The sequence below is a fragment of the Flammeovirga sp. OC4 genome (assembly GCF_000812565.1).
Taxonomy (GTDB): Bacteria; Bacteroidota; Bacteroidia; order Cytophagales; family Flammeovirgaceae; genus Flammeovirga.
The window spans coordinates 58,176-72,696 of record NZ_JTAM01000025.1 but is presented as its reverse complement, the minus strand read 5'-3'; the positions used below and the strand labels follow the sequence as shown (position 1 = coordinate 72,696).

The window sequence follows — 14,521 nt, the reverse complement described above, 5'->3', positions numbered from 1 at the left end:
ACCACGCAAAAGATGAATAATCAAATTCAATTTATTCGAACACCTGATGATGCTTTTAAAAACATTGAGGATTACCCATTTAGTGAAAACTATATGGTATTGGAAGGTGGAGTTAGAATGCATTATGTAGAAGAAGGAAAAGGAAATGAGAAGACAATTTTCCTCTTACATGGCCAACCTTCATGGAGCTATTTATACAGACAGATGATAAAGTATTTTGTTGAAGCAGGCTTTCATGTAATTGCTCCAGACTTAATTGGTTTTGGAAAATCAGATAAACCTGTTGATCCAAAAGACCACACTTATTCCAATCATGTATTATGGGTCACTGAGTTTGTCAATACATTAGGTATAAAAGACGCGATGGCTTTTATGCAAGATTGGGGAGGGTTAATTGGTTTAAGGGTCTTGGCTGATCACCCAGATTGGTTGAGCCATTTGGTTGTAGCAAATACAGCCTTGGCCGAAATTAAAGGTTTAGGAAAATATTTATTTCCAATTACTATGAAATTGATGACTACTTTAAGTGGTCAGCCCTCGATTGAAAAGTTTGAGGCAAATAAAACCTTTGGGAATTGGAGTGGCTATTTTGCAAGGTCAAAACAACTCAATATTGGTAAAATAATGCAGGTGTTGACCAATAGAACTTTGAGTACGGCTGAAATGGAAGCCTATAATGCCCCTTTTCCAGATCAACAATTCTTGGCAGGCCCAAGAACAATGCCTCAGATAATAGCAACAGATATCAATGAGGTCAATGAAGCGTGGAAGAAGCTAAAAAAATGGGAGAAACCCGTATTGACTTTATTCAGTGATAATGATCCCTTTTTAGCTGGGAAAGGGTACGATACTCAATTTCAAACCAATTTTAAAGGAGCAAAAAATCAACCACATCTAACCATTTCTAATGCATCACATTTCTTGCAGGAGGATCAAGCGGAGGCTTTAGTAGAAAATATATTGAATTGGAAAGAAACATTTCAGAAGAGAGTAGTCTAAAACAACTCTTACATCTATACAATTTAGGTATGGGAAAATTCAAATCTATTAATATATAAATTTAAAATAATGAAAAAGATGAAAATTGCAGTGATCGGAGGTACAGGTACTATTGGTTCAGGTATTGTTGAATTATTACAAAAAGAGCACGAAGTAATTGCCATTGGCAGAACAAGTGGTGATTATAATGTAGACCTATTAGAACCAGAAAGGATAAAGAAAATGTTTAAGGAAATAGAGGGTATTGATGGAGTGATTTCAACGGTTGGTGATGGTAGTATGGGATCATTAAAAGAACTAGAGATAGAAGCTTTTCAATATTCTCTAAATTCCAAAGTAATTGCTAATGTAAACCTTATTAAAGAAGCTGTTAATCATCTAAAACCTGAAGGGTTTGTTATTGTAACTTCTGGTTTGGCAAGTACTTTTCCTATTCCAAATGCAAGTGCATTAGCAGTAGCGTGTGCAGGTTTAGAAGCATTTGTAAGGTGTATTGCTGTGGAAGATACAAATGGAGTAAACATCAATGTGGTCAGTCCTGGCTATGTGAAAGAGACAATGGAAAGTATGGGAATGGACAGTTCTGAGGGTATTGCAGTTACAGAAATTGCAACAATTTACAAAGATATGATTGATAAAAAAGTAAATGGAATTATTGCTAATGTTCCAGAGTATTTAGCATCTATAAGTATTTAGTTATAACTGATTAATCTTTTATCCCACCTCAAAATTTACTTATGTTTTTTTGAGGTGGGAAATTAAGAATCTATTACAATTCTTCCTCCTTAAAAGTCACATACCAACCACTGCCATAGGTTGAAACATAAAACTTATCAGGAGTATAATTGTCAATGGCTATATCATTAATACGATCCGATTGTCCGTTTCCTTTGTTGATTTTTACCCATGTTTTTCCTGCATCTTTGGAAAGGTAGGTGCCGGGGTTTTTCCTTTTGTTACTAACGTTCGGCAGGGTAGAAATGAGGATGACATTGTGATCATAAAGTGCTGTTTCTACTCTGACCGTCCAAGGGTAATCAAAGATTTTCTCCCATGTTTTCAAGCCATCAGAACTTCTCCACAAACCACCATCATTAATACCACTTTTCTTGCATCCAGCCGTGATATACACATTTCCTTTTTTATCAAAATGAATATCATTGATACCAAATGCACCTGAAATTTCTTTTGTAGAACCTACTTTTTGCCATGTGTCACCGCCGTCTTTTGATTTGAAAAGGCCTCCATTTTTATTTTGAACACTAGCAAAAAGAATATTGGCTTTTTTAGGGTGTGTGGCAATAGCTGAAACATCAGGTTCAGTTGGAAGACCGTTATTAATCCTTTCCCACGTTTTACCACCATCTTTGGAGCGGTGTACTCCAAAACCTGCTTGTGAATCACCTACATACTCTAAGCCTCTCGCATTCTTGGGAACATGGAAATACATAATATCAGGGTTTTCAATATTGAAAGTGATATTCAATTGGTGAACAGATTGGTCTCCGCTGTGTGCTTTTACATTCCATTTTGGGATGGCGATGCCATGGGAATGCCATGTTTTACCAGCATCCGTTGTTCTAAATAATTCTCCTCTGTTATGCTGTCTAAAGAACAGAGCGTATCTGATATTTGTATCGTTAGGGTGAATAGCGAAAGTACTTAAAGATTGTTCATGTTCTGTGAATTTATGTACTGAGGCCGATTGTGCACCTTTTCTGATTTCCTTGCCTAGGTCATTGGTGATCCAAAGGCTATTTTCACCTGCCGCGCAAAATACTTGATGTGGTAGGTCAGGGTGTTGGTAAAAACCGTGTCCTGGAAGGTTTGAATTACCGCCTCCAACATAATTTCCATTGCCGATTTCTATATCATCAATATCAACCCACGTTTCTCCTTTGTCATAAGAAAATAAAGATATTTTAGCCATCTGTGTATGCAGAATACTGCCATCACAATTAAAGCGGACGAAATTACAGCCCTTACGATCATAAGGATCTCTTGCCATCCATCTTTTGAGGTATTTCAGATCAATATTATTACCTATCGGATTGTTTCTTTTCGTCCAATAGTCTGCATCTTTTGAATCAGCTTCCCAGTTTTTTCCATTTCTAAATGTCACAAACCAATGTTTCCCTCCATCTTTTGTTCTCCAAAGTTGCCCTGGCATAAAATTATTTCTCGAGGCATTGGAGTACTCATTATTGACATAAATATTGTTGATATCGTTGGGGTCCACTTCTATGGTATTGAATCTTTGTGTGATAGCAGAAGGTAATTCGGGGAAAGCCATTTTAGCTTCTTTATCCTTCATGCCGAAATAATAGGCAATGGCATGATAGTAACTTTTCATGATGGAGGGGATGGATTTGAATTGTCGCATATCAATAGCAATATCTCCACTGATATTTACCCAAGTTTCACCTTCATCATCACTTCTGAAAATACCGCCTTTATCATCTTTTACAGTCTTTCCATCTTTTTTCCAAGTGACATTATTGATTACAAATAATGTGAGTTTTTTTGAATTAGAATCATAGTGGTGTGTGAAGCTTCTCATTACTTCATGCCCCAGACCTTTTGATTTTTGTTTCCAAGTTTTACCTCCGTTAGTTGATTTGTAAAAACCTCTATTGGTGCTTGCATACACCGTTTTTGAAGAATTAGGATCCACTAAGATAGATTCTATTTCTGCCTTAGGATGAATACCATTGACGATCAACTTCCAAGTTTTTCCACCGTTTGTCGTCTTGTAGATTTGTCCTTGGCTTTTGGGGTGAATATTGGCACCGTGAGGTTTTGCCTGAGGAAATAAAGCCCTGCCGAGTTCTCTCATTTTTCCTCCACCTACATACCAAATTTGATCATCTTCTGGGTCTACGGTGACACATGCCATGAACTTTTTATCAAACTGAGGTTCGAGAATGTTTTGCCAAGTTGCCCCTTTGTTATGTGTCACATAAATGCCATTGTTATTTCTATCTGTACAAAAACCAAAGTCAGGATTTTGTCTTGAGAAATCAACGCTTCTAAATTCTCTAGGTCCTCTTAAACCTTCATTCAAGCCAGGACCATCGGGATCTAATACGCTTTCATATGTAAAACCACCATCTGTAGATCGATAGGAGTTTCCCATATTGGGACCAATAAAAAGAACTTTTGGATCTGTTGGGTGCCAAAAGGCTGATTTATTGTTGCCACTCATCCCCGGACCAAATTGGTACCATTGGTAGGAGGGGTCGGAAGCCACATCTTTTTCTTTTAAAGCATGGAAAAAGTGTTCCCTATCTTGCCCTAAGCAAGAAAGAGAACACATTATCCATAAAACGGGATAGAGTATTTTTCTCATTTTTATTCTTTTAGAAATTTGAAATGTTTTTGATCGTTTTGTGTTTCAACAACAAGTAGATACATTCCTCTAGGGAGCGATTGTGTGTTGATAACTAATTTATTATTATTGATAAATTGACTACAATCATGAAGCTGACCATTGATATCAAAAACGGTAGCTTTCTGAAGGTATTCAATAGCATAATTCCCTTTTATAAAAATTTTACCAGAGGTAGGGTTAGGATAGACGACCCAATTGATATTATCTTCTGGAGGCATGTTTAAAGGAACCTCATTCACTTGAATTGAAGTTGTAGTTTCTATCTCAGAACCTTTTAAACGAGCATAAACCGTAGTAGTACCTATACTTTTACCCTTCACTTTACCTGAAGTAGTTACAGTTACGACACTTTCATCCTCACTAAAATATTCAATTCCTCTGAAGTAAGCGTTTTCTGGGTAAACTACTGCCTTCAATTGTTTTGAGGCACCAGGTTGTATGTCAATATTTTCTTCTTCAAAATAGATCATTTCAGGTTGAATCAAAGCTTCATTGTTTAAAGCCATGTACCAACCACTTCCATAGGTAGAAGCATAATATTTCCCAGGTATAAACTGATCAATGGCGATGTCATTTACTCTATCTGATTGACCATTTCCAGTATTTATTTTCTCCCATGTATCACCAGCATCTTTTGAAAGATAAATACCAGCATTCAGTCTATCAATAGTAGTATTAGCCAATGTAGAAACTAAAATTACATTAGGGTCGTACTCGGCTATTTCAACACGGTTGGTCCAAGGGTAATCAAAGATTCTGCTCCAAGTTGTCATGTTGTCTTCACTTACCCAGAGGCCGCCGTCATCAGCACCTCCATTTTTAGAGCCTGATGTAATATAGACTTTTCCGTTAGCACTAAAGTGAATATCATTGACCCCAAAAGATTTAGAGATTGAAGTAGTTGAGGCTACTTTGCTCCAAGTGTTTCCTTGGTTTTCTGATTTATATAAACCACCATTAGAATGTTGGACACATGCGTAGATCGTTGAAGTATTCTCAGGATCTAATGCAATTCTCGTTACATCTGGTTCATTGGGTAACCCAGTATTGACTTCAGACCAAGTTACGCCACCATCTGTAGATCGGTGTACACCAAAACCAGTTACCGAGTTACCAACAAACTCAATATTGTTGGCTCTCTTCGGTACACAAAAGTAGAGGTTTTCAGTGTCGTTAGGGTCAATGGTTAATTGCATTTGATGTACCGATTGATCACCACCTCCCGCTGCAATTTCCCATTCTGGAATCGCTACTCCAATGGCTTCCCAAGTATCACCTCCATCTAAAGACCTTAAGCATTCACCTCTGTGATGCTGTCTAAAAAATAAAGCATAGTGCTTGTCTGTATTATAAGGGTCAATGGCATAGGTACTTATCGATTGTTCCGCATCCGTTAACGATTTGTACATAACAGCTTGAGCACCTTCTCTGATGTGATTCCCCTCATCATTGGTAATCCAAAGTGAGTTTTCGCCAGCCATACAATACACCTGTTGAGGTAAATCAGGATGTTGGAAGAAACCATGACCGGGTACATTACTATTACCAGCACCTACAAAGTTGTTTGAATTAGGAGTAACTTCAATATCGTCTATGTCTACCCAAGTGTCCCCTTTATCGTAAGACATTAAAGATACTTTGGCCATATTGGCATGTAAAACTTTACCATCTGCACTGAAACGGGCAAAATTGGTACCTTTTCTTTCATAGTCGTCGCGTTCCATCCAATGTTTCAAATAGTTTAAACTGATGTTGCTTCCCATTGGGTTTCCTCTATTTTCCCAATAGTTTTTATCAGGAGAATCACTTTCCCAGTTTTTACCATTTCTAAGTGTGATGTACCAATGGTTCCCTCCATCTTTTGTTCTCCAAAGCTGTCCCGGTTTAAAGTTGTTTTTTGAAGCATTCGAATATTCGTTATTCAAATAAATATTATCGACATCCTCAGGATCAACTTCTATGGTATTAAACCGTTGAGTAATCTTTGTTGGGAGATTTGGATACTGAGCAACAGCTTCATTATAGGAAAGTCCGAAAAAGTGAGCAACTGTATTATAATAGCTCTTTTTAATGCCTGTATTTGATTCAAAGTGAGTAAGGTCTAAAGCAATATCACCATTTATTTTGGTCCAAGACTCACCTCTGTCTGTACTCTTGAAAATACCACCGCCGGCATCCGTGACCGTTTGTCCATCGGCTTTCCAAATAATGTCATTAATCACAAAGAGAATGTATTTGTTGGTATTTTTATTATGGAAATAAGTCATGGCTCTCATCACATCATGGTCAAAACCGTTTGTTTTTTGAACCCAATTTTTACCACCATCTGTCGTTTTATAAAAGCCTCTATTGGTACTCGCATATACAATAGATGAATTCTTAGGATCAACTAATAGTGTTTCCACTTCAGTTTTAGCGTGAATACCCGAATTCATCAAAGTCCAAGTGACTCCTTTGTCTGTACTTTTCCATATTTTACCTTGACTGGCAGGGTCAATATAGGTGCCGTGGGGATCACTTTTTGGAAAGAGAACTCTACCGAAGTCTCTCATTTTTCCTCCACCAGCATACCAAATGTCCTCATTATTTGGATCTACAGTTACACAAGAGATGTAAACGCCTTCAAACGGGTCTCCATTGATGAGTTCCCAAGTTTTACCTTTGTTTGTCGTTTTATAGATACCAATATTTCTTCTGTCTGATGCGAAACCAAAATCAGGGTTTTGTCTTGAGAAATCGATACTGTAAAGCTCTCTAGGACCACGATCACCAGTATCCATACCCTTAGCATCTGCATTCAGCATTGATTCGTAAGTGTGTCCTTTGTCGGTAGTTCTGTATACATTCCCCATGTTTGGACCTATAAAAAGTGTATTCTTATCTGTAGGATGCCAGAATGCTACTTTATTGTTACCGCTCATTCCTGGACCAAATTGCGTCCATTTTACATTGGGGTTAGAAGCAACCGTTTTGGTTTTAAGATCTTGGAAGAAATCATCTCCGAGTCTTTTGACTAGAAAATTATCTAAGAGTAATTCTCCTTTCCCTGCTGAAGAAGGGTGAAAAGAAAAAAGGACATAGCCATTGGTGTCACTGATCGTTGGGGTAAAACTGAATTTTACTTGTACCCAGTCCGTATTTTCCTGGGGTTCTAAGTTAACCTGTCCAATTTTTGTACCGTCAGAAGAGAAAAACTTTATATTCGAATTACGATTGTCCGTCTTTGTTAATGCTTTGTAGTAGAATGAGATTTTATAGACTTTTCCTTCTTCCCAATCAATGTTTTTGAGAGAAGTAAAGTTGCACTTTTGACCGGTAGCATTGAACTTAATTCTACAGCTGTAATCGCCTTCAAATGCATCAGAATTATATTTTTCAAATACGGGTAAACCATTATATATATATGATTTCCATTCTGTGTTTATTTCATTTTCAAACCCTGAAAAGAACAAGGTTTTTGGTTCAGATGTAATTCCTGTAGCAAGGTAATTACCGTCATCGCTCCAAGCAGAAGAAAGTGAAGCCAATGATAGTAGTATAAGTAATAAGTATTTTTTTTTCATTTCATTTGTTATTTACGTAGGGGCAGACCTATGTGTCTTCCCGCCGAACCATAAGCCGTCCATTTCGTCCACATATCCACCCGCTGAACCATAAGCACGATCTACCCACTGTACCACAATCCCTATATTTTCTCCAAATACAAAATATTACCATTATTTATGTTTGGTAGGGCATGTGGTACAGCGGGTAGACACATAGGTCTACCCCTACGTTAGGTGGTTAATGTTGAGTGAACACAAGGTGATCTACTAACAATTGTGGTGTTTCATTGGGTTCAGCAATGAAATCAAATCGCACATTAGCATTAATGAATTCTTTGGTAATTGGCTCATTAGAGAAGTAAGTGATTTTTACCCATTCTCCGTCCACCAATTGATCTTGGAAAGTTTTATTCATCGATGAGCTTGAATCTTCATCATTCAATGTCACCTTTAAAACTCTAATGTTTCCAATTGCTTTAGCATAGAACTCAAAAGTATAATTATATTCTGAAGTGATAGGGAAGTAGTCTTCCGTCATTTCAATTGTTATTTTTGACCCATTACCATTGTTATGTTGATAAGCATCAAAATCAACCTCTAAATAATAGTCTCCGTCAACTGCTGTATTACCATCTTTGATTACAGACATTGCACCAGAACCTACCCATTTTCCATCATTGAAAGGAGCATAAGTACCGTTTTCAAAGCTTCCATTGGTAAAGAAGTTGTGCTGATATCCTTCTACAGCCATTTTTGTAAATTCTTCTAGTTTCACACCATCAATAGACTGTACATCACCTGATTGGTTAGCGTGTTGGTATGTCACATACAATTGCAAGAATGTTGGATCAATGAAAAGAATCAAAGTATTATTGACTTCTCCAGAAATGGCTAAGTGGTTAATTGCAACTGCATTACCGTCTGCATCTTGAATAGAGAAATTATTGACCGTATTATCATTAATTTCAGTAAGATCTAAGTCTCTGTTGAATTTCACAAAAATGTTTCCTTCTTCACCTTGTGTCATTTGATCCACTCGGAATGGAACTGTTGAAGGTACTACTTCAATTAAATCATTTTTTTTAATTGTACCTCCTTTACCATTTACGGGTTCTTTGCGTGATGCTGTTAAACCAATATCGTAAATACCCGGTTTTACAAATTCAATTCTTGCTATTGAATCATTTAAATCCTGATCTGACGGAGTGATCCATTTGAATGTATCTGGAAAACCTTTGCTAGTACTTTTGAAAGTAACAAAAGCCCCCGATTCCATGATATACTTTCCATTTGATACAATGTAATCACCTTCTATTTCAATCACTTCAAAATCAGGAGTGATTGCCGAATCATATACCGTTACATAAAATGTAGAATCATAATTTAATTCCTCACTACCAAAATCTAATTTGATTTTTACAGGGACCACACCTGTATTTTCAAATTTCACATGTGCAATATGTTCAGTAAGAACCGTATCGTCATTATTAGTGAAATAAGAAGGTCCGTCAATGGTCCATTCTCTCACATATTCACCCCTTGATGCATCGGTAAAAGAGAAGTTACCACCAACCGTAGTCACAAGGTCATTGGCATTGGTCACTGTACTGAACACGTAAATATCAGTAATCTGATCATACTCAAAATCTGGTCTACAAGAGAAGACCGTCATTAAGCAGAAAAGTATCGTTAAGATGTTTGTTCCTTTTAATTTCATGTTACTTCAATTTATAGGTTTGGATTTGAAAGTTCTTCATCAATTGGAATTGGGAAGTAGTTATGATAGTCAGGCGTATAACTTGCTGCCGCATCTTGGAATTCTTGAAGTACATCTTCACCTTTTGGTCCTTCAGTAGCATCTTCAGGTAATTCATATAAGATTTGCTTACTCATATAGTATTTCTTTTTGGCTAAGCGTTCATATTGCTCTTTGATCACACCCCATCTTCTCATATCAACCCAACGTGTATCATGACCTTCAAACATTAATTCCAAAGGACGTTCTACAAACATGATATGGTCCATCAGTTTTTCTGCCGTATTGTACTCATTATGGTCCAAAGGCAACACTGCCGAACGTGTTCTGATTCTGTTGATATAGTGTACCGCTTCAAAAGTACCTGCACTTCCGTTATTTTTGATTAAGCACTCGGCATATAAAAGGTACACATCTGCTAAACGAATTACTCTTTCGTTGATTCCTGATATGGTCTTATTGCCAATGGCTTCATATTCATCCCACCAGTTTTGGTATTTTCTTAAATAAGACGACTCTTTATTTTTAAAAGTACCATGTACATCCCTAGGGTGCTTTTGGTAATAATCGAAATCATCATCGGCCATTACAATAGAATTCTGAGAACGGAGAGAATGCGTCAATCCCTCATTTCTAGAATCTGTTGGATCCATTTCGTCATTTTGATAAAGCATTGTGATCCAATATGAAGGCATTGATAGTCGATTGCCATTTGCTCCACTTGGAGCCAAGAAAACACCTCTTCTAGTTCCCTCAGTACCCGAAGGTCCATCAATAATTACTCCGCCACCATTTGGTTTTTGAGTATCAGAGAAAGAAACCTCAAAGATAGATTCTGAATTGAACTCGTGTTCAATATCAAAGTTCCAGCTGATGTCCGGCGTTAATTGATACAAATCCTCTCTGTCTATGATTTTCTTGAACTCATTTTGAGCTTTCAAATATTCATGCTCATTGATATATACTTGTCCAAGGAAAGCCGTAGCTGCTCCCCATGTAGCTCTACCTTTGTATTTTTCTTCCCAGTTTTCTGGTAATCTTTCTTGTGCGTAAGTCAAGTCGCTCAGAATCAATGCTAATACATCCTCTTTTGGACTTAATGGCTTTGCAATCTCTTCTTTACTTTGTGCCACTGTAGTGTGAAGAATAATAGAACCATTGTTATAGGTACTGTATAGCCAATAGTAGCAAATACCTCTAATAAAATGTGCTTCCGCTAAGAAAAGTGCTCTTGATTCCTCTGAGATCTCAACAATTTCCGGCACTCGGTCCAACACTTGATTTGTTCTGAAGATGGTAGTATAAAGATCTGCCCATTTCAGTTTTACAATACCTGTATTATCGTTGATCAATAACTTTGAAAGCTCTACATATTGGTCATTCCAAATACTTGGACGGCCAATATCTGATCGTGTAGGCATTTGTGCTGCAGAGTTTCCTCCCATAGAACCGTGATTCTGAAGGCCACCGTACGCTGCCATCAATCCCATAAATGCCTCTTGCTCATTTTGCCAGAACTCACGCTCCTCTATTGTATTTTTATTCTCGATGTCAAACCAATTTTGACACCCAAAAAGGGTGAATGCAATCAGTAATCCTATATTTATTCTTATTAGATTTTTCATCATTTGTAGTTTTTAGAATTGTAATGAAAGACCCGCTCTGTATGTGGCCGCTACAGGATATTTCCCTGTATCTACACCACGGTAGAAGACATTTTTAGAACCCACTTCTGGGTCATAACCTGTATAGTTAGTGATCACAAATGGGTTTTGTGCACTTACGTATACTCTGAAATTATTGATGCCTAACTTGCTCATTGTTTTCTGAGGAAGTGTATACCCAAAAGTGATGTTTTGAATTTTCAAGTAAGATCCATCCTCTAGGAAGTAATCAGAATAAGTTCTGATATTCATATGAGACGAACTTCTTCTTGGTGTCGGAACATCTGAAGTTGGATTTTCAGGCGACCAAGCATTTACCAATTCTTTACTTGTCTTTTGTTGGTAAGCATATGCTCTAGGGCCATTGTAGATTTTAGCTCCGTAAGAACCAAACAGCATTACACTCAAATCAAATCCTTTGTAAGCCAATGCCACCGAAAGACCTGCTTCCCAAAGAGGAGTACCACTACCTTGATAGACTCTGTCGTCTTGACCAATTTCACCGTCACCATTTACATCTACATATTTCAAATCACCAATTTTGGCCGTAGGAATCATCTTTTGATATTCAATCAATTCTTCTTCCGTTTTAATTGTACCGTCTGTTGGGATCAAGAAAAACGCACCTGCTTCATAACCTGGAATTAAGAAAGTAGTTGGCTCAGAAGAGTTACCCAATGGACGTCCACCTGGTACAGATTCCATGGTTGGAGCTAAGGCTGTCACTTCGTTGAAGTTTCTTGTGAAAGTACCATTTACCGTTACTTTCAGTTTATTAATGTGTGTGTTATACCCTAATCCTAGTTCAATACCTTGGTTGGTTAAGTTACCCACATTTTGCCACATTTTATTGTAGTTGCCCGTGATGGTTCCACCTGCTGAAGGAGGAAGTTCAACCGGCAATAACATATCTTTCTTTTCAGATCTATATAAATCAAAATTGAAGAATAAACGTCCTGAAAATAGCTCACCATCTAGACCGATATTTTGTGAAATATTCGTTTCCCAAGTGATGTTTTCATCCACATAAGTTGGATTTGTAGCACCCGGATATAAGATGTCGTTCTCACCAATTCCTAATACATAATCTACTTGAGGAGTAACAATAGAGACATAAGGCAAATCAGCAATTAAGTTACCCAAACCTTGACCAGCTTTATCACTACCTGTCTCACCATAACCGACTCTTAGTTTTAAGTTACTGAAAGTAGGTTTTAATGCATCAAAGAATTTTTCCTCACTAATATTCCAACCTGCTGAGAACGACTTGAAGTTACCCCAGTTGTTGTCAGGGTGGAACCTTGAAGAACCATCTCTACGAATACTCGCACTCACCATATATTTACCAGCATAGCTGTATTGTACACGACCCAAAATACCAATATTACTACTTGCTGCATAGCGTTGGTCAACGCCTCTAATATCTTGAGCAACACCAAGGTTAGGGATGTTGTTTGGCATATTAATCGCATGAACCGTTCTTCTGCTTGCTTCCGCCGTTTCCCAAGTATTACCACCTAATAAACTCAAATGGTGTTTACCCCATTTTTTGTTATAAGTAGCTGTATATTCTTGAATAGTTCTAAGGTTGAAAGTATCAATATATCTCAACTCATTCAAAGGCTTTGAAGCTCTTGTAATGTATTCACCGTTGTTGGAGAACACTTCAAAAGTAGGGCTGAACCAAGTATTATTATCTGTAGAATATGAACCACCAATGTTGGCATTCAATTTCAAACCTTTCATCACTTCGTAAGAGATTTTAGCATTACCGTTATAGTTGTTGCCTAGCGTCTCGTTAGTTTCATTGATACGCGCCAAAAGGTTAGACATTCTCTCTGGGTTAGCACCCTCAATTACATACTCATCACCTCTGTTGATTCCGGCTCTGTAAGGATCTTGACGAAGTGCTTGATACTGAATATTATTTGGAGGATTATCCTTATAGCTATTTTGGTAGCCCATATTGATTTGCACCTTCAATTTATTCTTTTCAAAAGTGGTATTGGCTCTCAACGTTTTTCTTTGATACGCTGAAGAAATTTGAATACCCTGTTGGTCAAATAAAGTACCTACAATCGAATACGTCAGGTTTTTTGAACCACCAGATAATCTTAGGGAATGATTTTGAATAGGAGCCATATCCACTTGAAGCTCTCTCAACCAATCCGTATTGTAATGCATTGCATTAGGATTATTATCCAATGGATTCGGAGTGGTTGGATCACCTTTCCACATCAAATGATTGATATACATAGCGTCTGTTGTATTGGCCAGATGTATGTCAGAAGTAATTTTCTGAACACCGTAGTACGAATCTAGAGTAACTGACATTTTCCCTTTTTCACCTCTCTTTGTTGTAATCAATACTACACCAGCCGAAGCTCTTGAACCATAAATAGCCGCTGAAGCACCATCTTTCAATACCTCAATGGATTCAATCTCCTGAGGAGCAATATTAGGATTGGTCGTATATGTCACACCATCTACAACATAAAGTGGTTCAGAACCTCCCTCTTGGAAAGAAGAAACACCTCTAATAGTAATTGTAGCGTTTTCACCTGGAGCACCAGACTCAGAACTTACACTTACACCCGCCATTTGTCCCTGAATCGCTGTCGCTAAATCCGAAGTCGCCAAACTGTTGATTTGTTCTGACTTCACTTGTGCCACCGAACCGGTCACTTCACGCTTTTCCTGTTGGCCATAACCAATCACAACTACCTCATCCAATGATTCTACATCAAGTTCCATTTGAAGGTTGATCTCTGACTTTTTGCTCACTTCAATTTCAGCAGGCTTATATCCGATATATGAAAAGACAAGCACACTGCCTTTTTCACTTACCATGATATTGTATCTACCGTCAAAATCAGTGACAGTACCAATTGTCGTTCCTTTAATCAAGACATTGACTCCCGGTATAGGAGCTTGTTCTTCATCTACAATAGTACCGCTTACCTGAAAGGTCTTTTGAGCATAGAGTTTTGAGGTCATTCCAAGAGTAAATAGAACACCTAGCAAAAACATTTTCCGAAATAGAAGTTGATAAATTACTGATAATTTTCTTTTCATTTCATAAAAAATTAATTCTTAAATAATGACTCAAAGCTAAGCGTACATCTGACACCTATTGCGTACGAATACCTCTAAAAAATGGGGGTGG

Annotated in this window: 7 protein-coding genes; 2 read left to right on the top strand and 5 right to left on the bottom strand. The window is 37.5% G+C overall.

Features of this window, described 5'->3' with window-relative positions; genetic code table 11:
* Positions 1 to 12: 12 nt before the first annotated feature.
* Positions 13 to 999, top strand: a complete 987-nt coding sequence (locus tag PL77_RS15620) for a haloalkane dehalogenase (RefSeq protein WP_052444471.1) — start codon at positions 13 to 15, stop codon at positions 997 to 999.
* Between the two features lie 69 nt (positions 1,000 to 1,068).
* Entirely contained in the window at positions 1,069 to 1,695 is a 627-nt protein-coding gene (locus tag PL77_RS15615; protein ID WP_052444470.1) for a short chain dehydrogenase, read from the top strand.
* Between the two features lie 73 nt (positions 1,696 to 1,768).
* Here the strand turns inward: PL77_RS15615 and PL77_RS15610 are convergent, their stop codons facing one another.
* The 5 genes from PL77_RS15610 to PL77_RS15590 all read right to left on the bottom strand — a co-directional run bounded on the left by PL77_RS15610 (position 1,769) and on the right by PL77_RS15590 (position 14,430).
* The gene (locus PL77_RS15610) at positions 1,769 to 4,348 is read right to left on the bottom strand and encodes a hypothetical protein (protein WP_082026574.1); all 2,580 of its coding nucleotides are present in this window, start codon (positions 4,346 to 4,348) and stop codon (positions 1,769 to 1,771) included.
* A gap of 2 nt (positions 4,349 to 4,350) precedes the next feature.
* A complete protein-coding gene (locus PL77_RS15605; RefSeq protein ID WP_082026573.1) occupies positions 4,351 to 7,953 on the bottom strand; it encodes a T9SS type A sorting domain-containing protein in 3,603 nt (1,200 codons plus the stop codon).
* Between the two features lie 220 nt (positions 7,954 to 8,173).
* A complete protein-coding gene (locus PL77_RS15600) occupies positions 8,174 to 9,652 on the bottom strand; it encodes a hypothetical protein (RefSeq protein ID WP_156152388.1) in 1,479 nt (492 codons plus the stop codon).
* Positions 9,653 to 9,663: 11 nt separating this feature from the next.
* Positions 9,664 to 11,319: a RagB/SusD family nutrient uptake outer membrane protein gene (locus PL77_RS15595; RefSeq protein WP_082026572.1), complete on the bottom strand. Its 1,656-nt coding sequence runs from the start codon at positions 11,317 to 11,319 to the stop codon at positions 9,664 to 9,666.
* Positions 11,320 to 11,328: 9 nt separating this feature from the next.
* On the bottom strand, positions 11,329 to 14,430 hold the full coding sequence (locus tag PL77_RS15590; protein ID WP_044207182.1) for a TonB-dependent receptor: 3,102 nt from the start codon (positions 14,428 to 14,430) through the stop codon (positions 11,329 to 11,331).
* Between the last annotated feature and the right edge of the window lie 91 nt (positions 14,431 to 14,521).

Excerpts from the sequence above, each read along its gene's own strand:
- PL77_RS15610 (WP_082026574.1), bottom strand. The coding sequence starts at position 4,348 with ATGAGAAAAATACTCTATCCCGTTTTATGGATAATGTGTTCTCTTTCT.
- PL77_RS15620 (WP_052444471.1), top strand. The coding sequence starts at position 13 with ATGAATAATCAAATTCAATTTATTCGAACACCTGATGATGCTTTTAAA.
- PL77_RS15590 (WP_044207182.1), bottom strand. The coding sequence starts at position 14,430 with ATGAAAAGAAAATTATCAGTAATTTATCAACTTCTATTTCGGAAAATG.
- PL77_RS15615 (WP_052444470.1), top strand. The coding sequence starts at position 1,069 with ATGAAAAAGATGAAAATTGCAGTGATCGGAGGTACAGGTACTATTGGT.
- PL77_RS15595 (WP_082026572.1), bottom strand. The coding sequence starts at position 11,319 with ATGATGAAAAATCTAATAAGAATAAATATAGGATTACTGATTGCATTC.
- PL77_RS15605 (WP_082026573.1), bottom strand. The coding sequence starts at position 7,953 with ATGAAAAAAAAATACTTATTACTTATACTACTATCATTGGCTTCACTT.
- PL77_RS15600 (WP_156152388.1), bottom strand. The coding sequence starts at position 9,652 with ATGAAATTAAAAGGAACAAACATCTTAACGATACTTTTCTGCTTAATG.